Origin of the sequence: uncultured Dokdonia sp. (assembly GCF_937910895.1) — a bacterium.
Lineage (GTDB): Bacteria > Bacteroidota > Bacteroidia > Flavobacteriales > Flavobacteriaceae > Dokdonia.
Window position 1 is genome coordinate 16,503 of record NZ_CALEMI010000124.1, and the last position, 23,095, is coordinate 39,597.

Below are 23,095 nucleotides of genomic sequence, written 5' to 3' on the forward strand. Positions count from 1 at the left end.
CATAAAATAATAAACATTAACAGCTCCAATGGCACACAATTGCGAATGGAAACTAACTAGTTGAACTATGTATTTTATGAGTGCCGTGGCGGCTGGAATAACCCTTCTAGATGAAGTGATGATGAAGGCTCCTGATAAAAGAATTGATGTGATTTATATTCTGTAAACTCAGGAATTTTAAATTCGTCTTTGGTAGTAATGGCTATAAAAGCGCTCATACAAGATACATGAGACTGATGCTGAAAGGGCAATTGCTCGTGGTCATCTTTTTCTTCCTGATGTTCTTTATTGTGCGCTACTTTCAACTCACCATAATGTTTTGAGATAAAAACAAATACATTATCTCCATACTGCTCACTATGAAATTGTGCGTGCTCAATAAAATCATCTATCTGAGATAGATCGTTGATACTAAGTCCCATACTTTGTATCAGGATAAAAAAAGAAAATGATATGGCGAATAGTTTGCTCACTATCACAAATATAGTGAATTTTAATTTTTGGAAATAGCTTAGATACAGTACGAAAAAGGAGGGGTTTTATTTCTACCTTATTAATAACTCTGCTGTCAGTTGGAGTGGTGCTAAGAACAGCTAGTTGTCAAGACAAGATGACATATCCTTTGAGCCCTCTGAATCTTACGTGATAAAGTAGGAGTGGAGAGGTTGCTAAATTTTTTAAATATGACTAGTAATTAGTAATATAACTATAGGATAAATAAACTCACTAAAGAATTTTCATAATTTTAGTCGTTAGAAAACTTTAAAATATTTTTATCATTTTTGAGATTATCAATAATTTCTTGAATTTCATCTGTTGAAAATATCTCTTTATGATCAAGTTGGAGATATCTAAAAGTAGAATCTTTTTTGGGTTTAATTAATATAATATTACCATAATTTAAATCAAACATTTTCATATTAACTATTGCATGAGAATTACCTTCATAGGCTTTAAAAGCTACATAATCAAATTGATCATTCTTGGTTTTAAATACCCCTTGTCCAATGTAATCAGGATGATTTCTTGAAACAATCATATTGGAAATTTGATTGGTGAGATCAGTATCTATATAATCAGTAAAAATTCCAATTAAAAAAAATACTTCATCGTTTTTTTCTTTTAATAGATGGCTATTTAATGAGCTTTTATTGATGAAAAAGTAATTAAAGAAGACGTCGTTTCCATTAAATTTAGAAAACTTACTAGAAGAACCAACTCCCTTGAACCCATCTTTTTTGAAAAGATCATATTTAGATACAGGGAATACACCATATTTGAAAGGTAATATTCCCTTATCGGTCAAAAAACTTTTATCAAATTCGAGTAACCCATAATCCCAAGTTAGAGAATCGTATTGATTTTTTAAGTGATTTTTATAATTTGGCTGAGCCATCTCTCTGTTTTTAGTAGGAATACAAGATGTGAAAACGAATATCAATAAAAATATATATTTATTTGATAACATAATAAAATTTTAAAATGTTTAATTATTCTCGTACGCCTTAATAGCCTTTGCTTTTAAGGGGTTTTTGCTCCATTCTTCCCATTTCCCAGTATAAGGATCATATCCACATTTTAAAGGCTTTGATATATCCAAACCTTGCTTATTTATGTGTGTCCTCTCTGTGTAAGCTCTACAATCAGTACATATATATCTAAACTCACAATCCTGACATATATTTATTTGATCTTTATTGATGTTCCAGTATTTCTTAAAGCTTGTATTTGCTGTTATTTCTTTTAGTGAATTAGATTTTATATTGCCATAGCTTTTAGACATTGAGGGGCAATTCTTTATTTCACCATTAACGTCAATAGATATTTTTTTATACAAGCAGGAATTAAAATTGATATTCTCTGATGTCCCATAAATATCTCTTATAACCAAACTTTTTTCATTGATTATACCGCAACATTTATTTGAATGAATTTTTTGGGTAGTAAAAATGATTATCCGAGTACCTATATTAGTAAATAACTCTTCGTCTTTAACTATTTTGTTTTCAATACTACTATGAATATAAATTTTAGTAATTATTGGAAATTTAAACATTAATGATTTTAATTTTTTAGTAAAATCAGAGCAATCTTCATATTGAAGAAGTAAAGTTATACCTCTAAGACTATTACATTTAAAATTTTCGAATAATTCAAATATAAGAGCAAGATTCATAATCGAGTAGCTTCTAATTTCTATGAACCTACAGTCCAAATCATCTAGTTGCTGAATGATTTTCTTAAGGCTATTTATGTCAGAATCTTTATGTATTTCGATGATAGAATTATTAATCTTTTCTGTAGAGTAAAAATTTGACGAAATCTTAGGAAACTCATGTAAGCTATCTGTTAATTCTCCTAAGTCATTTTCAATTATAAAATTTATAAATGCAGTAGTTTCAGACTCACTATAAGTTTCCTTAATTACTTCAATAGTTTTTTTTCTAAAATCTTCTATTAAAGAAAAATAAGAACACGGTAAGCTATATATGTTTTTTCTAGACGTATCCATGAGCAACATGTTTTTAGCTCCTAAGACTGAAATAACATCAGTATAAATGAGTAAATATCTCTTAGTATCAATCATCAAATTTTATATCATAATTAATTATTGTCGATATGTGTTTATCATTATTCACATAATATTCACGACCATTAACTCTTTTACTTGGATAAGAATAAACAGATTCATCTACTGAATCAATCTCATTGTATAAAATAAAATTCAGGAATAATGGCAAATTATTCTTTTTTAATTTTAGGGTCTTTACCTTTGGTTGTTTCATTTTTTATACGGATTAATTCTAGAGCTACTTCTTTCTCTAGATAGTAATTACAAGGTGTTGAAGTCATTGTAAATTGACCAACAGGATTAATTTCAAGAAAGTAAAAATTGTTCTCCTCATCAACTATAATATCTGCAGAACCTGTATTAAGACCTACTTTCTCATATATTCTAATAAGCATATCCTCGATATTACTTGGAAGCTCGTACGGGATCATTCTGTTAGGTATTTCGGAGTCATATTTTCGGTAATCAGTAGATGTTTTTTTATTCTTTTGAGAGAAGATTGCCATTGAATAAAATCTATCTACTAAATAAAAACTCCTTATTTCTATCTTTTTTTGTATTTTAGATTGTAATAAAGAAGGTGTAAAACTATCAGAGAAAGTATCTAGTGTACTATTATTAATTTCTTCTGTGTATGTATAATATGCGGTATCATCTGTAAATTCATATAAACCATCACTTATAGCTTTAGTGACCACCTCATTTTTGGATAAAATGCTCTCTAACTCATCTAATTTAGAAACAATAAAAGTATCTGGAATCTTAAACCCTTCGTTTTTAGCAAGGTCAAGCATCTTTAATTTATTTAATCCCTTATTAAAATAACTTCCAATATTTTTTCCATTTTCGATTTTAAACTGTATGAATAAAGCTAATTGATTTATTTCATTTTTTATTTTGTGTGACAATATGTTTTGAATGATACCAAGATTTTTAGGTATATGTATAGGGTCATTCCATTCACTCAAAACATCAGATAATCCTCCTCTTCTAAACCAAACTGCAGTTATATCTTTTATATTGATCTTGTAACCTTCAATATTTAAAATAATTAAATCGTTACCTAAATCAAATTCTTCTATTCGAACATTTTGAGTTTCTTTGTTTAAACGGATATATTGATGTTCATAATACCGTAACCAGTCACAAACTTTGTTAGTTGTGAAATCGTCTTTTGAGCTAAATATAAATATCATAAAAAAATAGGAGGAGGTAATCCTCCTCCCTAATTAAATTACCAAATAATAAAACAATTTGGATTGTTAATTAAGTACAATTGTTATATAATTTTATTATAACCGAACTTATGTACTTAAAAAGATCTTGTCCTAGAACTTAATTAAGCTTCTACAATAATAGGTTTTGGTTTAGGGCTGCCACCTCCAGGTTCAGTATCCGAATCTGAAGTCCCTGTTGAATTGTCAGAGTCACTATCTGCTCCTCCAGTTGCGGTAACGGCAGTTCCACAATTTGTTCCTTCACCACCTGTTAAAAAGCTTAATGCTTTAATTTCTAATTTTTCAAACTTGAATTCATCTAATGATTTTTTCATAATATTTCTTTTTAAAGGTTTAACTAATAGTAAGTTAAATATATTATTTTTTTTTAATTTTTACAATTTAATTTATTTTTTTTAAAAAAATAATAGATCCAAAGAGCGAGTATCGATTTTGAATATTGATTTTGTCATAGAGCTATCTAGCTATATATTTCTTTATAGTGAGAGTTTATGATAGTGTTTAATTAATTAAAAAAGGTGTTTTTTAGACAATAAAAGGAACTATTGTAAAATCATTAATGTTGATATGATTTTTTCGTCCAAAGTCAGTGCGATTTAGGTGAATCAATGGATTCCCCAAGACTTTGTCTCGGATGTCTTTTAGAAATAGTTATTTTGTATTTATGCGTCAATCTGTTTACAAGAGTATAGTATAAAGCTTGCTATTTTATTATTCAGTTTGTTGATTCGAGTATTGTGCAGAACTGTTGGTTATTTTTAAGTGATTTTACAAGATGACATATCCTTTGAGCCCCTCTGAATCTTACATGATAAAGGGGTAGTGGGGAGGTTGCTTTGTATGCTTCCTCAAGTTGTAACGAAATAGTTAAATTATTCGCCCTGAAGCATTGCCATAATGCCTAATACCAAGCAAATCGCAAGACTTGCAAAAAAAATTGCTCCTACACCCATAATAGTTTGATTTAAATTCCCTTCAATTTAATAAAAAAAATGGACTTACAATGACATGTAAATTTTAATTGAATAAAGCTTAAAAAGGTTTATTATACGTTAAAATGTACTATTTAATATTATTCTATATCAAAAGATGTTAAACTTGCATTACAAATATTTAGTTTACAACGATGTTAATAATTTTAAGGAATGCTATCCTATTTACTCTAATTATTTTTAATTGCCAGCTCGTACAAAGCCAAAATTTAGAAAAAATAGCTGAGTTCTTCACTTTCTATCCTAATAAAAAGGCGCACCAGAAAGATTCTACACTCTATTTACAGAAGTTTATTGCAGCGCCAGTGATGACGTATAGTCCAGAAACAAACTTGGCCATTGGTACTGGTGCTAAATACCTTTTTAAGTTTAATGGTAGTGGAGAAGAGACAAGGGCTTCAAATATTCCTATGTCTGTAAGATACACGCTCAATAATCAATTTATATTTTACTCTGGTTTCGAGGTATTTACAAATCAAGAGAAATGGGTGATAGAAGGGAATTTACTTTTTCAAAATTATCCACGTTTGTTTTATGGGATAGGACGTGATAGCCCTAAAGAAAATGAACTTGAGTATAATTATTATCAGTTTTTATTCGAGCCTATTTTTTTAAAGCAGATGTTTGCGAGATACCTTTTTATTGGAGCTGGTATCCGCTACAATACCATTTCGAATGTAGAATTTGATCTAGAGGATGGATTAGAAATGAATCAAAATAGTATAAACGGGTTTAACGGAAGTACTTCATCAGGTATCGAAGCTGCGGTCTTATATGATAGCAGGAATAATATACTCAATGCAGAAAATGGATGGTATGTAGAGGCTACCTATGGAATTTATGGAAAAGTATTGGGTGGAACACATTCTTTTGAGTTAACCCGTTTTGACATTCGTCATTTCCTTGGATTATCAGAAAGTGGACAAGATGTTTTAGGTTTTCAGCTACTTGGGAGTTTTTCAAGTGGCGATGTTCCTTTTAATGAATTGTCTTTACTAGGAGGTAACGAAATTATGCGTGGGTACAGGGAAGGCAGATATGTAGATAGGCATCTAGTTGCTGGACAAATGGAATATCGTAGATCTTTTGGAGACTCTCGATGGGGTGCTGTAGCATTTGTAGGTGCGGGTGATGTGGCAAACAGCGTATCTAATTTTAAATTCTCCAATTTAAGGCCTAATTATGGTGCTGGTATACGTTTTAAATTGGATAAAACCGAAAATTTAAACCTGCGATTTGACTACGGGTTTGGACAAAATTCTAATTATTTTTACTTCACTATCGCCGAAGCGTTTTAAAGAATCTGAGAGCTTCCAACTAAACATGAATCTATTTTTAAGTGTTTACATTATGTAATATGTATATATGATAACATCCAATAATTCAGAAATAGAGGATTGAAAAGAAAAAACTAACAATTAAGCAGGAAGAAAATAAAAGCGAACCGAAGTCCGCTTTATAAATTATTTTAAGACCCACAAATACAACCAACGGTTTCAGGTATTGGGGAATCAAATGGATTATCATATATAGGGGTATTACCATCTCCTGGGCCGCATATAGCTACACAAAGAAAATCAGAAAGACCTCCACTAATAGATTTTTGTTCTGCTTTGTTTAAGACCGTACCTAAACTTGAAATGTTTTTTAACATAGTATAAAATTTAAGATTAATAAAAATAAAGATATTAAAAATATACAAACCAAGCAATTACGGTTTAACCGTAAGTGACTAGTTGTTAATTATTTTGATTAACTTATGTGTGTGTTATGAATCTTAAAAAATATTATATTATGAAGAACAAAATCAAAATTATTTTCTCATTAGCTATAATTGCGATGGTTACTATAGCTTGCTCTGGTGATGAAGAAATTACTAATGAAACAACCAGTTTAGATTTCGTACGGATGCCTACTCCTATAAATCCTGTTCCTGCATTGGATCTGATTATTTCTAGCTATACGACCAATATTCCTAGCGCCACCAGGACTACCGCTTGCGGAGGGGTATCATTACCAGATGTAAGTTGTGGAGGACAGCGAGGTTTTGTAGCATTTGCTACCGTTACAAATGTAGGTCCTGGAAATCTCCCCGCAGGAAGTTTGGACGTTGAATGGACAGATTTTACGACAGGTTCATCACAGCTGCAAACTATTTCTCACGGTGGAATAAGCTCAGGAGGGACACTTGTTTTTCAGAGAACGTACTTTTTAGGTCCTTGTGATTGTCCCGTACCATCTTCCAATTTTACACATGTATTTTTTGCAGTAGTAGATCCGAATAATAATATCCCAGAGACCAATGAGAATAATAATACGTCTCCTAGGTATGTTGCTTGCGATGGATGTTAAGCCATGATTTAAATACACTCAAAAAGTATATCTTATTACTTTTGTGGAATTAAAAACCTACGAAAAAGAAGCGACTGTATAAAAAGATAAAATAACTTAATTTTTACTTTGAGCTTGTTAAAGAGGTCTCGATAATCTAAAGATTTAAAAATTAAATGAGTTCAGTTTAAAAAACTAAAAGAACTTTTATACAGCTACTTTTTTTATTGCAACTTCCTTACTTTTTCTAACTCTTTTTGTTTTCCAATCCTTACAAAAGCTTTCTGTCCGTTCGATTGCCGTTGAGAACTACGTAAATATTTAAAGAGTTTCTTTGAAGGTATGACCTCGACTGGATTACATATCCATTGAGCTCCCGTGTGAAAATGAAAAGTGCACAACGCAGAAAAAGCGTTGCTTTTGACAGTTTGAAAAACAAAAAAGTCTGCATTCTCATGTAGACTTTTCGCTTTAAGTGACCTCGACTGGATTGACTCCGTCTTTCCAGACAAAGCTCCGCTTTGAAAATCAAAACTTCACTAAAACAAAAAAGCAAGCTATTTGTTTTAGCTTGCTTTTGATTTATTCGTGAACTCAACGGGACAGAGTTCGAACTTTTTGAAGAGTGATATTTCTTTAATACTCTCAAAATCAATGCTTATTGAAAACACTATTAAATTGTAATGTTTACTCCCACTTCATTTTCTGTAATCGCACAGCATTCAAAATTGCAAGCAATGCTACACCTACATCAGCAAAAACTGCTTCCCACATTGTGGCAAGACCACCAGCGCCTAATATTAAAACAATAACTTTCACGCCAAAGGCAAGTATGATATTTTGCCAAACAACCCGACGTGTTGAACGACCTATCTTTATCGCTCTTGAGATTTTACTGGGTTGATCTGTTTGTATAATAACGTCTGCGGTTTCAATGGCCACATCGCTGCCAAGACCACCCATCGCGATTCCTACATCACTGGCAGCAAGTACAGGTGCATCATTAATACCATCACCTATAAAAGCCACCTTAGTATCTGGTTGCTGTTTTAATTTTTCTACCTCGTTAAGTTTGTCTTCTGGTAGCATTCCACCTTTTGCCCAGTCGATGCCTAATTCTTTTGCTACTTCTTGAGTAATAGAATCCTTATCTCCAGATAACATAATAATCTTATCGATTCCTGCTGCTCTTATTTCTTTGATCGCTTGATGTGCATCGTCTTTCAATTCATCGGCGATTGTTACATAACCTGCAAATGCGCCATCAATGCCTACCATCACTATAGACTCAACAATGTTGTCGGTTTCTGCTGGAACTTCTATCTGATGTGCTGTCATCAATGCTTTATTCCCAACTAAGACTGTTTTTCCATTTACGCTACCTTTTAAACCTTTACCTGCGATTTCAGAAACGTCTGTAGCATTATAATCTGCTCCTTCAGCTTTATATTCCATAATGGCTACTGCAATTGGGTGTGTGGATTGCTCTTCCATTGCCATTAGGTATTTCATAAATTCTGCTTTCGCGAAAGCGGAACCAGTAACAATTTCCTTAATCTTAAATACTGCTTTAGTGACAGTTCCCGTTTTATCCATCACTACGGTATTAACTTGTGTCATTGCATCCAAAAATGATGCGCCCTTAAATAAAATTCCATTACGTGATGCAGCTCCCAAACCACCGAAATAACCAAGCGGTATCGAGATAACCAAGGCACAAGGACAAGAAATTACAAGAAATATCAATGCACGATACAACCAATCTCTAAACACGTAATCATCAATAAAGAAATATGGCAAGAAGGTCAGGCCAATAGCGAGAAATACTACAATTGGGGTATAGATGCGCGCAAACTTCCTAATAAATAATTCGGTTTTTGATTTTCTTGCTGTGGCGTTTTGCACCATATCGAGAATTCGGGCAATGGAACTGTCCTTAAATTCTCTCGTGGTTTCAACCTCGATAACACCGTCGAGATTAATGCTTCCAGCAAAAACAGTATCGTCTTTTGCAATAGTATCAGGTTTGCTTTCGCCTGTGAGTGCTGCGGTATTGAACGAGCCTTTTTCTGAAAGTAAAATTCCATCTAATGGTACTTTCTCGCCCACACGTACTTGAATTTTCTCGCCTATCTCAACAGTTTCGGGATCTACCGCTATGTAGTTTCCATTGCGATATACAAGAGCTTCATTAGGTCGTACATCGAGTAGTGCTTTTATATTGCTCTTTGCTCGATTGACCGCTGCGTTCTGGAAGAGCTCGCCCACGGCATAAAATAACATTACGGCTACACCTTCTGGATATTCTCCTATCGCAAATGCACCCAAGGTGGCAATAGACATTAAGAAAAATTCTGTGAAGACATCGCCACGCATAATACTTTTCCAACCTTCTTTAATAACTGGAAAACCTACAGGTAAATAAGCAATAGTATACCAGACAATACGTACCCAACCTTCAAATGCTGGGATAGCATTAAAATAGTCTACCGCAATACCTACAATTAGCATTACAAAACTAATTATCGCAGGAATGTATGTTTTAAATGAACTACCATCTCCGTGATCGTGATCGTGTCCATCATCGTGGCTATGTTCGCCTTGATGTTCTTTGGGATCGATATCCCTCAAATTTTGTTTTCGTTTTTTCATTCTATTTAATTGTGTTGATTTAAAATAAATTTCAAATCTGCTGGAACTTCCATTTTCTTTAATGGCGGCACATTTGAACCACCTGTATTACCTTTAGGGACGTGATCAATGAATGATTTCCACCCACCCACAAGTAACCGTATCAATTGTCCAACAATTTCTCTAAAGTCCTTATGTCTAAAACCAAATTTCAACATTAACCAATGCGAGTAGCTGTGCTCAAATGGATAGGATTGACCAATTATATGAGAGCGTTCCAAGTGTTGCCACGCTGTTGACCAGTTTTGTTCCTTTAAAGCAACTCGATATGATTCTATCTCTTTATCATAGTACGCTTTTAATGCTGTGGGAATGGCAATATTAAATTTCATTTATTCGACTTATAGATTAATCCATTCTTGTGCATCATCTTTATTTTCTAGTTCAAAAAATCTTACTTCAGAACTGGTAAAGAAATCAGTAGCTTTTGCTACCCATTTTTGCCAATCTTTATCGCCTACAAAAGCCATTTTTCCGTAGTCTGAAATATGAGCCGCATCTACTTTTATATCTTCCCAAAAACCCTTTAGGGTATAGCCTTTAAAATCGACCAATTCAAAATAGAAATGGGCTTTCATTCCTTTATCAATAATATCGTAAATGAGTGTATGAATTTTTTCTACATCGTTTTTTGAAACCTTTTTTGTGATGCGAGCTGCAATTACATTTTCCTTATCCGAACTTATTATCTGTATCATTTTATCAGTTTTTTTAATTTGTTAAATTTAATGAAATGATTGCGCAACAGTTGTGCAAAGTCAACCACTACACTTTTCACAAATACCTGTCACAACAAGATTTACATCTTCTGCAATATATTTATCAGGTAGGTTGATGTGTGGTATTTTATGTTCTGTCAAGCAAACAGTTTCGTCACAATTACTGCAATGAAAATGCAAGTGTAAATCTTGATCTATCTCGCAATTGCAACCTGGTTCACACAATGCGTATTTTGTGATTCCTGTTCCATCTTCTATTTGGTGTACAATACCGTTTTCTTCAAAAGTCTTTAATGTTCTAAAAATGGTAGATCGTTCCGCTTTCGCGAAAGCGGTTTCTATGTCCAATAATGCCTGTGCATTATCTTTTTGTGCTAGATGCTTGTAAATTAAGATGCGCATAGCTGTAGGACGCACTTCGTGATCGTTTAATGTTTTTTCTATTTCAGTCATTTTGTGCGATGTTATAATTAATATCTTTTGCCTTGTTGTACGCTTCCCAACCTTCTTTTGCTGCATACGGGACGATAAGTAATGCTGCTACGGGATCTGCCCACCACCAGCCCAGCCAGTTGACCAATAGCAATCCGATCAATACAACTACAGTCTGATACAAACAAATAAAGGTATCCTTGGCATCTGCCAATAAGCCTGGACTGTCCAACTTATTACCGTACTTTCTCTTGTAATAAATCAAAATAGGATTCACGACTAGCGAGACCAATAGTATAATAAGTCCAAGAGTACTCCAGCTTGCAGTTTCCTTAGTGATAAGTTTGGTAATCGAGTCGTAGGAAATGAAAATGCAGATGAGCGTAAATGAAACTGCAATCACGTTCAAAGTGATTTTTTGTCTCCGCTTTACTTTTTCTTCATCGATGCCTTTGAGTTCGCCGTGTAATCGCCATCCCAATGTTGCTGCACTTATTACTTCTATAACGCTATCTAAAGCCCAACCTATCAAGGCTGAACTATTTGCCGTGATTCCTGCTATGAGTGACACAACTACTTCTATAACATCATAAATAACATTCCAGATTTGAAGCGTTCTGGCTTGTTTTAGATTATTTCTTCTTGTCTTATCCATAGTTATTAATGTTCGTGTTCAGTTTCTCCCTTTTTCATTTCTCCCATCAGGTAATAGGCATTATTGTATGCAAAAAGAGCATTAGGATCTGGAGTTTCAAAAAAGCGTATGGCAATCCACTCGCCATCTTTCTCGCCTTTAGTAACCTCTACTGGTGTAAAACTCCACGCATCGTCTTCCCTTTGCGCTGTAAATACATAGTTCTTTCCAGCTTCTGTAACTATAGCACTTTCAGGAAATGCTGTAGTCTTCTCATTATCAACTTCAATCTTACCTTTAATATACATTCCAGGGATAAGACCACCTTCTTTATTTTCGATTTCAGCGTGAACGTGAACTGCTTTTGGGTCCTGCTCAAAAGTCTGGCTGACTGAATAAATCTTTGCTTCCAGTTCTTTTCCTGGTCGAGATTGAATGCTGAACCGTACCTTTTGTCCCTTCTTCACTTTGTCCACATCCTTTTCAAAAACCATCAAATCTGCGTGTACGTGGTCTGTATCTACTATTTCCATTAGATTGGTCTGTGGCTCCACGTATTGACCAGTTTTTATGAAAACTTTTTCTACCACACCTGCAATAGGACTGCGCAATGCAACACGCTGATAAATTGTACCATTGCGCACGCCACTCACATTAATATTATACTGTCGTAATTGTGCTTCCAGCCCGTTTACCATTGCAGTAGATGCTTGATAATCTGCCGTGGCTTTTTGATAATTCATACCAGATGCTACGCCAGCTTCGTAAAGCTTTTTTTGACGTTCATATTCTTGTTTTAAAAACCGACTATTGCTGTATGCATTTAGGTAATCACTCTGTATCTGTATAATACTGGGATGAGATAGATAGGCAACTGCTTGATTCTTTTTGACTTGGTCGCCCTCTATTACCTCTATGGATGCAATATTTGCTCCCGTAAGCGCTGTAATATTTGCTTCATTTTGCGGTGGCACTTCCAACGTACCGTTTGCTTCTACATAACCGCTCATACTGCGTTGAGAGAGCGTATCAATTTCCATCTGCAAGGCTTCAAACTGTTGTGCTGTGAGCATCACTTCTTCAGTTTCGCCTTCTGTATGGCTTTCTTCAGTTTGTGTACTTTCTTTAGTTTCATCTTTGGCAGTTTTTGAGTCGCCACAACTGGTCAATAATAATGCTAATAGCATCGCTGTAATAGGTATATATTTTATCGTTTTCATATTTTTAGTTTTGAAAATATTGTAATTCAAACAAGACATCTAAATAATTATCGAGTGCGTCCAGCGCATCTATTTCTGTTTGTATGGCATCGCGTATGATTTGCGTGAATGCGGCATAATCCAGCGCTCCTTCCTTGTAAGCGAGCAATGCGCCTTTACGCTGGTCTATGGCAAGTGGCAGCGCTTCGGTTTTATAGAAAAACCAGGTGTCTCGCCACTTTGTAAAATTTTGCCGTGCCTGTATGAATTGTGATTGCAACTCTCGTTGTTTGAAAGTAGCATTTGTTTCTACTATCTGTGTATCCAGTTTTGCAGTCTTTGCACGACTGCGGTCTGGACCAGAAAATAACGGAATGGAAATTCCAGCTTGATAGGTATAAAAACCACTATCGCCATTTACACGTTGTAATCCACCTTGCAGATTGAACTTGGGTAATAAGTTTGCTCTAGCTGCGTCGTAGCTTGCTTGTGCTTCATCTATACGCTTTCGCGAAAGCAATAAATCAGGATGTTCATCTAATGTATCATCGGCATCCAAAATCGAAATTTCGGTAGCTTCCAAATCATCAGTTACGGTATACATCGTTTCTGGTGTTAACCAAAGATTGAGTTTTTGTAACGCGATGAAATAATCAATTTCTGCCTGCTGAAATTTGTTATTGATTTGCAAGACCTGATTACGCGCGGCGGCATATTCCAACCGTGAAATAGCTTCGACTTCGTAATTGAGTTCTACAGATTTTGAAAATTGACCATAAATGCTATCCAATTCACGGTACAAAAAGAACTTCTTTTTTGCTTGAAATGTTTCTGACCACGCTCTTTTGACTTCTAGTTCTATCTGAATTCCAGAAAGGTTAAATGCAGTTTGTGCCAACTCGATACGTTGTTGTTGCAAACGTTTTTTGGCTCCTATGCCCAATAGATCAATATTCTGTTGCCCAATGCCTATCACGGTATAAATGCCTTGACCGTCTGCAATCTCTTCGCCACCAGTAAAAACTTGGGTATTACCGAAGTCGTAAGCAATGCCCTTAAGTGCGTTCTGTCTTTCGATTTCGAGTTGGCTCGCTTTCAGCACAGGATAATTCTCTTTGGCAATTTCAATGGCTTGTGAAATTGCGATGGGTATGATGTTGTCCTGTACAACAATGTCTTGCACAGGTGCTTGTGGTTGTTGCGCTTTCGCGAAAGCGGTGCCACCTAACATAAAACCAACTACCAAAATCGTAGTTAACGCTTGCGAATTAAAAGAACCAATCTTGTTCAGATCTTTGCGCTCACGTCTCTTTTCTATAAATGTATAAAGTACGGGAAGAACGATTAATGTAAGCAGCGTTGCCGTAAGCATACCACCTATAACCACCGTCGCAAGCGGCTGTTGCACTTCTGCACCAGCCGATGTGGAAAATGCCATAGGTAAAAAGCCAAAAATATCTGTGGTGGCCGTGAGCATAATAGGTCGAATACGTTCTTTAGTCCCTTGAAATATTCTATCTTTTATGCTTATAACGCCTTCTTCTTTAAGAGAATTAAATCGGTTAATAAGTACCAAACCGTTAAGAACTGCGACACCAAATAGTACTATAAATCCTACACCCGCCGAGATGCTAAATGGCATACCGCGAAGCCATAAAGCAAATACACCACCTATGGCTGCCAAGGGAATCGCGATGTAAATCATTAAAGATTGTGAAAAGGATTTTAATGCAAAGTATAGCAGTATTAAGATTAAAAACAGGGCGATGGGCACAACGATTATTAAACGATCCTTTGCGCTTTGTAGGTTTTCAAACTCTCCACCATAGGTAATATAATACCCTGATGGTAAGTCCAATTCATCATCCAGTTTTTGTTGAATATCCTTTACGACAGATTCTACATCTCTGCCTCGTGCATTTACACCTACATACGTTCTTCTATACGTATTGTCACGTGAGATTTGCATAGGTCCAGGGACATATTCAATCTCGGCTATTTCGATAATGGGCACCTGAATACCATCCTTAAGGTCAATATACATATTACGTAGGTCATCAATACTTTTTCTATGGCTTTCATCAAATCGTACCACGAGATCAAATCGCTTTTCACCCTCAAAGATGACTCCAGCGGTTCCGCCAGCAAAAGCGGTACTTACGTAATCATTTACTTTTTGAATATTCAGTCCGTATTGCGCCATTTTATCACGCCTATATTTTACGGTCATCTGTGGTAATCCAGCAGTACGTTCTGCACTCACATCACCAGCACCAGGAACGGTCTGTATAATAGTTGCCATTTCCTGAACCTTTTCTGATAAAATCTCTAAATCCTCGCCATACAGCTTTACAGCAATATCTTCTCTTACGCCTTCTAACAGCTCGTTAAATCTCAATTCGACTGGTTGGGTAAAAACTAAATTTACACCTACCAGTTCATCATCCAGTTTATCTCTTATAGCATCTATTAAACCTTCTTTAGTAGAAGCTGTTGTCCACTCGTCCATATCCTTATTAAGGATAATGTACATATCTGCAATATCCATAGGCATAGGATCTGTAGGAATATCTGCAACACCTATACGAGCAGTTACCGTCTTGATTTCAGGAAAACTTTCTAATAGTATGGTTTCTATTTTCTTGGAAACTTCAATAGATTCTGTTAGCGAACTTCCTGGTCTTATAAGTGCCTGCATTGCTAAATCTCCTTCATCAAGCTGTGGTACAAATTCTCCTCCCATATTAGAAAATATGAAACCAGCTATAACAAGTAGTACGGCAGCAGCTGATAAAACGATAAACTTCAGTTTAAGAGCACCTTTTAATAAAGGCATATACGCACTATGAATAGCACCTATGATTTTATCACTTATCTTTTCGAGCCAGCGCTCAAATTTGCCAAACGAATTTTTGGTGTTTTGTACTGGTTTCATAAAAAGTGCTGCCATCATAGGAACATAGGTAAGACATAAAATGATGGCACCTATCATTGCAAACCCAAAGGTGTATGCCATAGGTTTAAACATTTTACCTTCTACACCAGTAAGAAAAAGTATAGGTGTAAAAACAATGAGAATAATAATCTGTCCAAAGAACGCAGAACCCATCATCGTGCTTCCGGCATCATAGGCAACTTTATCCATCACTCCTTGATTGAATTTTAGCTTACCAGACCTTATTCTTTTTTGGATTTCATACACCGTTCCTTCAATAATAATCACAGCACCATCTATGATGATTCCAAAATCTATTGCTCCCAAACTCATCAAGTTTGCCCATACATTAAACTGCTTCATAAGAATAAAGGCAAAAAGTAAGGACAATGGTATCGTAGTGGCAGTTATAATTCCACCTCTTAAACTACCCAACAATAGGACAAGTGCAAAAATCACAATCAAGGCACCTTCGAGAAGATTGGTTTTAACCGTATCGGTGGTTCTTGCAATAAGCTCACTACGATCAATTATTGGGGCGATAGTCAGGCCTTCTGGCAGAGATTTTTCAATTTCTGCCATACGATCCTTTACATTTTGAATGACTGCATTGGGATTAGAGCCCTTGAGCATCATTATCATACCGCCCACAGCTTCTTTACCGTCTTGTGTAAAAGCACCATAACGTACTTGACTCCCAAAATGGACGCGTGTTGCCACATCTCCAATAGTAATAGGAATGTTGCCCTCATTAATAATGGAAATATCATTAATGTCTTCCAAAGAGCGAATTAGACCTTCGCCTCTTATAAAATTTGACATTTTATTTTTCTCTATATACGCGCCACCAGTATTTACGTTGTTCTTTGCGAGAGCCTCATACACTTGTGAAATGCTGATGCCCATACTGTTTAACTTCTCTGGATCGACAGCAACTTCATATTGTTTTATGCTACCGCCATAAGAGTTGACTTCTACCACACCTTCCAATAATGTGAGTTGTCTTTTGATAACCCAATCTTGCACGGTGCGCAGTTCCATAGGCGAATACTTGGTTTCAAAACCTTCTTTTGGTTGAATTGTGTATTCATAAATTTGACCTAATCCTGTGGAAATAGGACCCATAGATGGACTTCCAAATTTTTCAGGAATAGATTCTCCAAGTTCGTTGAGTTTTTCCCCTACCAGTTGTCTAGGAAGATAGGTTCCCATATCGTCTTCAAAAACGATGGTTACTACAGAGAGCCCAAATCGTGAAATGGATCTAATTTCGGTAACGCCTGGTAAATTACCCATAGATAGCTCTACGGGATACGTCACGAACTGTTCGATATCTTCCGTTCCCAGATTAGGCGATTGCGTGATGACCTGCACCTGATTATTTGTAATATCTGGTACAGACCCAAGGTTTACTGTTGCCATTGACCAAATGCCAACTCCTATAAGAGTCAACGTAAAAAGACAAATGATAAATTTGTTATTGATTGAAAAATCAATGATTCTGTTAATCATAGATTAATGTATTAATTCAGTTAAAAAACGAGTTTGCGTTTTCGCGAAAGCAAAAACATAGTTGAGCATTCCCATTAGGAAAACTTCAAAAAAGGATATAGTTATCCTATGAAAACTGAATTATGCCCGTGGTGGCTGCAAAAGAGATTCCAGATATCTGGAATTAAATTGAAAAGAATAATGTGAATATGTCGCTCTTTCTTTAAAAAGAAGTGGCTTTAAGGCTAACGCGTTAGAAGGTGTTAAAAAAACTGTAGGATGACAGCATTGATGGTGTGAATGTACTGGTGCACTATCATCGTGCGGGCCGTCGTGATGGTCTTTATTATCGGCTTGATCACTGAAAATTACCTCTACTACATATTCATAAAAGGTATCTCCACCATACTCTTTATGCATTTGATAATGTGAAATAAAATGTGAGAATTTCTCTATTTGTTCACATATTTCCATATTGGCCGTTATTCCTTGAAAAAGGAATAACATTGACATTGATATAGAATAAAATGCTTTCATTAATTATACAAAGATAAAAGAATAATGATGCAATTGAGTTGCAAAGGGATTTTAAACTTGTGCTTCTAAGCCCGCAATTGTTTTCTTAAATTCTTGCACATCCCTAAATACGTGACTTCCTATTTCTAACGCAAGCCTATAATAAGGTAATATCATTTTTGGGAAACTTTTCTTTTTATAATGATTTTCTTCAGCTTTCATTTTGGCCACTCTGACATCTCCATATTTCAAAAGTAATATTGTTGCACGACGTATGTTTCTGGGATCTTGTTTCTCTACAATCTTATCAATAAGGTTAAAAAAGTCCATATCATTTTTTACAATATCGTCTTTATTCTCATAACGTTTTAGCTGGTCGTCTATTTCTATATCCTCGATACGAGCCATATTCATACGGATGTTGTGACCACACCAAAACTTGTACTTTTCATCATACCAGATACCAGAGTCGTGTAGTTTACCAAACAAACTAACTGAATCTTTAATCCTAAATCCTTTCAGTCCTTGGTCAGAACCCATTATGGTAACCTTTGAGCGCACAGGAAAATATCCGATAACTTCTCTATCTGATTGATATGAGTTCCATAAATTCCAATAGCTAGTTTTGAAAGCTTCGAAAACGGCAATTACGGACTCAACCTTGGGATAGAAAAATGTTTCCAAATCAAAAGAAGCTCTTTGAACGCCTTCAATTGTAATAGGGTCAGAATCGTGCATTACATACTCGCTACCTTCTATAGAATATGCTGAGTGGAAAAAAGTATTACGTATTTCTTTGTGATGATTTGATTCGTAAAAATCAATAATATTTTCTTTATCAGAATCTGCAAGTAGTTCCATTAAGAAATCTTGCTTTTCCCCTATACCTAATAGTCTTTCGTATTTACGAGTTTTCCAAAATAAGTAAGAAGATCCTTTGTACCCAAGCGTGATACGGCAAAGACTACCTATCATATTATAGAAATCGCTATTTTCAAAAAATGTTGAATATAGCTGCAAACCCATTCTCGCTTTTTCCTTTCCTTCTAGTTCTCTATACAACTTCGTATAAAAAGGAATAGCATCAAAAAACTCAAGCAAATTGGAATTAAGGTTTTGCGAGCTAACACCCTTATAGTTTATTAGCGTGAGTACCACATCGAACTCACTAATTTCAATAGCCTGTTCAAATAGTTGTTCAATTTCTATAGCAGCAGCTTCCATATACTCAGTAGTTGTTAGTAACGATAGTCTCCATCCTCATTGAGATTATTTACATAGTTAAAAAGATTTAAGTTGACTAGCATCCAATATTCATTTTCTCTGTCAACAAGTGCCTTAAGCGACTTTATTATTTCTTTAGAAAGTTCTCTCAGTGGCTCTCCTATTTGTGTTAAATCGTGCTCGAACAATTCATAGTAATCTTCATTAGGAAACGTCTCTTTGCTTTTTGCTTTCAACTCTTTTAGAGTACCAACATTAGATTGAATTAGAAGATAATCTGCTAAAAACTCAAAATTTTTGAACATCGATTCAAAAAATATCAATTCTATGGATTCTATCGGAAGATGGTAGTCTCTGTGATTATGCTCATCTAAAAAATTTTGATAATTCAGTAAGTTTGATAGAAACATCTTCATTTCAGTTTCAAAACGTTCCCTGCGACCTTGCCATAAATATCTCAACCTAAATAATGACGGACCAGAATTTATATCAAATAGATCTGAACCTCGACTAAATCGGTAGGTAAAGGACTTTTGCTTTGCGAATTTTAAATAGTGATTTCTTATATGATTTTTAACACATAAAAAATAGGCACTACCTTTCTCGTTGTCCGTTAAAAAGAGAAACACAGGTACTGGTATCCCCTTCCAATAGTTTGATGTTGATATTTTAGCCTTAGAAAATAAATATGTTCCATCAAGATTCCATTTGATTGTCTCCATTGACTTTAACTGAACACAGGCCAAATCTCCAATTAGTTGGTTCTTTTCGTTTACCATTTCCACATAACAGTCCACTCCATAATCTCTCTCAGTTACATCTCTAATTATCCAGCTGTCAGGAATATGATTTGCAAAAATCTTGTACGATGTAGTTTCTTTAATATGGTTGGGAATTCTTTCTGGATAATCCATACTTACTTTATCTCATTAATCACACTACCACAAGTCAACATCGCATCGCCGTAATATGGATTCTTTATTTCTTCTTCTGTACTCAACCAAACCGCCCCTTTATTGTTGTTTGCCATTGGGCATTTTTGGACATAGTAATTTGTTGAGTTTTCTATGTTCATAGCAATAGGCACGATATTTTCGTTTAGGATTACAAAGTGAGCGCGCTGGTTTTCCAGATTTTCATTGGTGGCAATAGCATCCAACATCTCAATACTTTTCATATAGTGTTGCTTTTCCATTTTACCTAAATCGTTTGTAGAAGTTTCCTTTAATTTTTTTGATGTCGCTTTCGCGAAAGCGGAAACCTGACCAGCATCGCTTGCCACAAGAGCATCTTTCATTTTAAGATATGATGGTAATACTTTATTGAATTCAGTACTAAAGCTATTACTGAAACTCATTTCCATATCGCCCATCATAGCTGATTCATCCTGCATCAATTGCTGATTCATCATTGATTTTTTACCTTGCAGTTGCGCAGCTGCATCTACTGTAAATGTTCCATTGGTTACTATTTCATCGCCATTATCCAGTCCAGCCGTTACTTGGTAATTCTCGCCAGAGCGATTTCCCAAGGTCACTTCACGCATTTCAAATACAGGCTCGTTTGGATTTGTTTTTATATATACCAATGAACGCTCGCCCGTCCACAGTACAGCACTTGCGGGAACAGAAAGGGTGTTTTCCATAGTTTGTGTTGCACCTTTTACCTTACCTGTCACAAACATTCCTGGCTTAAATAGGTCGTCTCGATTTTTTAAGGTTGCACGCACCGTTACTGTACGTGTGGCATTGTTAAGCATAGGGTCGATGAAAGAGATAGTTCCTTCAAATTCCTTATTGGGATAGGCATTGGTCGTAATATTGATTTTTTGTCCAACCTTAAATTGTGCTATCTGATTTTCATAGCTATCAAATTCTGCCCAGACTGAATTAAGATTGCTCAATTTCACAATAGGCTGTCCTTGATTTACATAATCGCCCTGCGCAGCCATTACTTCTGAAACAGTTCCCGAAACAGTTGCATAAATAGGGAAGTTTTCTCGCACCGTTCCACTTTCTTCTATGGCATTAATTTGTGAGTCCGAAAGTTTCCAGTTTTTGAGTTTATTGCGCACCGCTTTGTATAAAGCTGGTTGCGATGTTTTAAGCGATGCTGCGGTAATTAATTCTTGCTGTGCCGCTACAAGGTCTGGTGCGTAGATAGTTGCCAATAATTGACCACGGTTTACTTGCTGACCGTCATAATTAACATTAAGTCGCTCAATCCTTCCCTTAAAATAACTGGCTTGCACGGTATTGTTTTCTTCATTTTGCGCAATTTTTCCCGAAAGGGATATCATCCCATCATCATCGCTTGTTTCTGCATTACCTATAATGGTAGTTTGGATATTTGCCAACGCCATTGCGTTTTCGGTCATTTTAATCTCGTTTGCAGCAAGACCTTCAGCACTCGATTCGGCAGGAATTAAGTCCATCCCACATATAGGGCAATCGCCAGCTTCGGGTTGCATTATCTGTGGATGCATTGAACACGTCCACATTTGGTTTTCGGTTTCGCCAGAATGGTCGTGTTCTGACATTTCAGACATATTCTTATTTGAATCACTCGACCCATTTCCAAAAATGAGCCAGCCTGCGCCCAAACCTATGATTACGGCTATTGCTATATATAAAATGTTCTTATTCATAATCTTATTTTTCGTTTTCTAAACGCTCAATCATCGCCTTCATTTCGGCAATTTCCTTGCGTTGTGCTTTGATGATATCTTTAGCCAATTTTTTGACTTCTGGGTCTTTAATGTCGGCACGTTCGCTTGTTAAAATGGCAATTGAATGATGTGGTATCATTGCCTTCATCCAAAGTACGTCGCCTACGGTTGACTTTTGGTCACGTACCAGCCCCAATGCACCTACAAAGAGAACGATACTTCCCAAGACTATGGCTAAATTTTTCTTTTTATTTTGGTACATACCACGCATTGCCACAAACATTATGATGGACATCGCAGCAATACCAAGACATACCATATAGAATCGTGTAAGACTAAACCATACGTGGTCCCATTCATAAGTATTTAAATACATTGTGATGTACATTGCTACAAAAGAGCAAGCCAGCATCGCTACAAAGCGCGTGTAATGATTTTTTGATTTTCCTGAATTTGTGTGATTGTTTGCATTCATAATTTTTGGTTTTATAATTAATAAATTGACTTCGTCCGTAATCTAAGGGCGTTGGCAATAACAGAGACAGAACTGAAGCTCATTGCCAAAGCCGCAATCATTGGGGATAAGAGTATTCCGAAAAAGGGGTACAGCAGTCCTGCCGCAATCGGTATTCCTAATGTGTTATAAATAAGTGCAAAAAAGAGGTTTTGCTTAATATTGCGCATTACTACGTGACTAAGATTGCGTGCCTTTACAATGCCGTGCAAATCCCCTTTAACCAAGGTAATGGCAGCACTCTCGATAGCAACATCCGTTCCCGTGCCCATTGCGATACCTACATCGCTTTTAGCCAATGCAGGTGCATCATTAATACCATCACCTGCCATTGCAACCACTTTACCTTGCTCTTGTAGTTTCTCGACTTCCTGCAACTTATTTTCTGGTAGCATACTTGCTTGAAAATCTGCAAGGTTCAGTTCATCTGCAACAGCTTTGGCGGTGTCGTGATTGTCGCCCGTAAGCATTATGACTGCAATTCCCTTATTCTGCAAATCCTTTATGGCTTTTGCGCTCGTTTCTTTTATTTTGTCACCTATGACCACATATCCAGTAACCTTACTATCGATCGCGAGATAGGAAACCGTCTTACCTTGTTTTTGATAGGATTGCGCTTCGTTTTCCATAACTTCGGTAAGCGTGGCATTCGCCTGTTCCATCATTTTGGCATTTCCTAATGCGAGTGTTTTGCCTTTTACGATTCCTTCTACCCCTTTACCTGTAACGGCACTGAAGTTTTCCGTTTTTAAAATTTCAATATTTGACTCAAAGCCTTCTAATTGACGCTTATTTATTTTCAGAAGTATGTCGTAAAAAATTCTAGTTAGAATTTTCATTTTTTTGTTTACTGTTACATCTCCATGCCCAAGCTCTCTAATATGATACTCAATATTTAAAAATACATTGTCAAAAATTTTCTGCGGACATTCCTTTTTT

Annotated in this window: 21 protein-coding genes; 2 read left to right on the top strand and 19 right to left on the bottom strand. The window is 35.6% G+C overall.

Features of this window, described 5'->3' with window-relative positions; genetic code table 11:
* Positions 1–74: 74 nt before the first annotated feature.
* The 5 genes from Q0505_RS14640 to Q0505_RS14660 all read right to left on the bottom strand — a co-directional run bounded on the left by Q0505_RS14640 (position 75) and on the right by Q0505_RS14660 (position 4,124).
* Positions 75–422: a hypothetical protein gene (locus Q0505_RS14640; protein ID WP_299214284.1), complete on the bottom strand. Its 348-nt coding sequence runs from the start codon at positions 420–422 to the stop codon at positions 75–77.
* 323 nt (positions 423–745) lie between these two features.
* Positions 746–1,396 (bottom strand): hypothetical protein, encoded by a 651-nt coding sequence (locus Q0505_RS14645; RefSeq protein ID WP_299214286.1) that lies wholly within the window; start codon positions 1,394–1,396, stop codon positions 746–748.
* Positions 1,397–1,486: 90 nt separating this feature from the next.
* Positions 1,487–2,587: a grasp-with-spasm system SPASM domain peptide maturase gene (gwsS, locus tag Q0505_RS14650; RefSeq protein ID WP_299214288.1), complete on the bottom strand. Its 1,101-nt coding sequence runs from the start codon at positions 2,585–2,587 to the stop codon at positions 1,487–1,489.
* Between the two features lie 155 nt (positions 2,588–2,742).
* Entirely contained in the window at positions 2,743–3,768 is a 1,026-nt protein-coding gene (gwsG, locus tag Q0505_RS14655) for a grasp-with-spasm system ATP-grasp peptide maturase (RefSeq protein WP_299214292.1), read from the bottom strand.
* A 143-nt stretch (positions 3,769–3,911) separates the two neighbouring features.
* Positions 3,912–4,124 (bottom strand): hypothetical protein, encoded by a 213-nt coding sequence (locus tag Q0505_RS14660; protein ID WP_299214295.1) that lies wholly within the window; start codon positions 4,122–4,124, stop codon positions 3,912–3,914.
* Positions 4,125–4,936: 812 nt separating this feature from the next.
* Here Q0505_RS14660 and Q0505_RS14665 point away from each other — a divergent pair.
* Positions 4,937–6,100: a BamA/TamA family outer membrane protein gene (locus tag Q0505_RS14665; protein WP_299214298.1), complete on the top strand. Its 1,164-nt coding sequence runs from the start codon at positions 4,937–4,939 to the stop codon at positions 6,098–6,100.
* A 170-nt stretch (positions 6,101–6,270) separates the two neighbouring features.
* On the opposite strand, the gene Q0505_RS14670 is transcribed toward Q0505_RS14665, so the two are convergent.
* Positions 6,271–6,456: a hypothetical protein gene (locus Q0505_RS14670; protein WP_299214300.1), complete on the bottom strand. Its 186-nt coding sequence runs from the start codon at positions 6,454–6,456 to the stop codon at positions 6,271–6,273.
* A gap of 140 nt (positions 6,457–6,596) precedes the next feature.
* Between Q0505_RS14670 and Q0505_RS14675 the strand changes: the two genes are divergently transcribed.
* Positions 6,597–7,154 (top strand): CARDB domain-containing protein, encoded by a 558-nt coding sequence (locus Q0505_RS14675; RefSeq protein ID WP_299214302.1) that lies wholly within the window; start codon positions 6,597–6,599, stop codon positions 7,152–7,154.
* A gap of 666 nt (positions 7,155–7,820) precedes the next feature.
* On the opposite strand, the gene Q0505_RS14680 is transcribed toward Q0505_RS14675, so the two are convergent.
* The 13 genes from Q0505_RS14680 to Q0505_RS14740 all read right to left on the bottom strand — a co-directional run.
* A complete protein-coding gene (locus Q0505_RS14680) occupies positions 7,821–9,785 on the bottom strand; it encodes a heavy metal translocating P-type ATPase (protein WP_299214304.1) in 1,965 nt (654 codons plus the stop codon).
* Between the two features lie 5 nt (positions 9,786–9,790).
* On the bottom strand, positions 9,791–10,156 hold the full coding sequence (locus tag Q0505_RS14685) for a DUF3703 domain-containing protein (RefSeq protein WP_299214306.1): 366 nt from the start codon (positions 10,154–10,156) through the stop codon (positions 9,791–9,793).
* A gap of 9 nt (positions 10,157–10,165) precedes the next feature.
* Positions 10,166–10,522 (bottom strand): STAS/SEC14 domain-containing protein, encoded by a 357-nt coding sequence (locus Q0505_RS14690; protein WP_299214309.1) that lies wholly within the window; start codon positions 10,520–10,522, stop codon positions 10,166–10,168.
* Positions 10,523–10,582: 60 nt separating this feature from the next.
* On the bottom strand, positions 10,583–10,996 hold the full coding sequence (locus Q0505_RS14695; RefSeq protein WP_299214312.1) for a transcriptional repressor: 414 nt from the start codon (positions 10,994–10,996) through the stop codon (positions 10,583–10,585).
* Positions 10,989–11,630, bottom strand: coding sequence for a cation transporter (locus Q0505_RS14700; RefSeq protein ID WP_299214315.1), 642 nt, complete (start codon positions 11,628–11,630; stop codon positions 10,989–10,991). The genes Q0505_RS14695 and Q0505_RS14700 overlap by 8 nt, the downstream gene beginning before the upstream one ends.
* A gap of 5 nt (positions 11,631–11,635) precedes the next feature.
* Positions 11,636–12,829 carry an efflux RND transporter periplasmic adaptor subunit gene (locus Q0505_RS14705; protein ID WP_299214318.1) on the bottom strand — a complete coding sequence of 398 codons (1,194 nt, stop codon included), beginning with the start codon at positions 12,827–12,829 and terminating at the stop codon, positions 11,636–11,638.
* A 4-nt stretch (positions 12,830–12,833) separates the two neighbouring features.
* Positions 12,834–17,255, bottom strand: a complete 4,422-nt coding sequence (locus tag Q0505_RS14710) for a CusA/CzcA family heavy metal efflux RND transporter (protein WP_299214320.1) — start codon at positions 17,253–17,255, stop codon at positions 12,834–12,836.
* A 120-nt stretch (positions 17,256–17,375) separates the two neighbouring features.
* The gene (locus Q0505_RS14715) at positions 17,376–17,708 is read right to left on the bottom strand and encodes a hypothetical protein (RefSeq protein ID WP_299214323.1); all 333 of its coding nucleotides are present in this window, start codon (positions 17,706–17,708) and stop codon (positions 17,376–17,378) included.
* Between the two features lie 114 nt (positions 17,709–17,822).
* Positions 17,823–18,974 carry a hypothetical protein gene (locus Q0505_RS14720; protein WP_299214326.1) on the bottom strand — a complete coding sequence of 384 codons (1,152 nt, stop codon included), beginning with the start codon at positions 18,972–18,974 and terminating at the stop codon, positions 17,823–17,825.
* A gap of 14 nt (positions 18,975–18,988) precedes the next feature.
* On the bottom strand, positions 18,989–19,888 hold the full coding sequence (locus Q0505_RS14725; RefSeq protein WP_299214329.1) for a DUF4365 domain-containing protein: 900 nt from the start codon (positions 19,886–19,888) through the stop codon (positions 18,989–18,991).
* Positions 19,889–19,890: 2 nt separating this feature from the next.
* Positions 19,891–21,621: an efflux RND transporter periplasmic adaptor subunit gene (locus tag Q0505_RS14730; protein ID WP_299214332.1), complete on the bottom strand. Its 1,731-nt coding sequence runs from the start codon at positions 21,619–21,621 to the stop codon at positions 19,891–19,893.
* A gap of 4 nt (positions 21,622–21,625) precedes the next feature.
* Entirely contained in the window at positions 21,626–22,117 is a 492-nt protein-coding gene (locus tag Q0505_RS14735) for a DUF305 domain-containing protein (protein ID WP_299214335.1), read from the bottom strand.
* A gap of 17 nt (positions 22,118–22,134) precedes the next feature.
* Positions 22,135–23,095: HAD-IC family P-type ATPase (locus Q0505_RS14740; RefSeq protein WP_299214338.1), on the bottom strand; the 961-nt coding region annotated here is incomplete at its 5' end.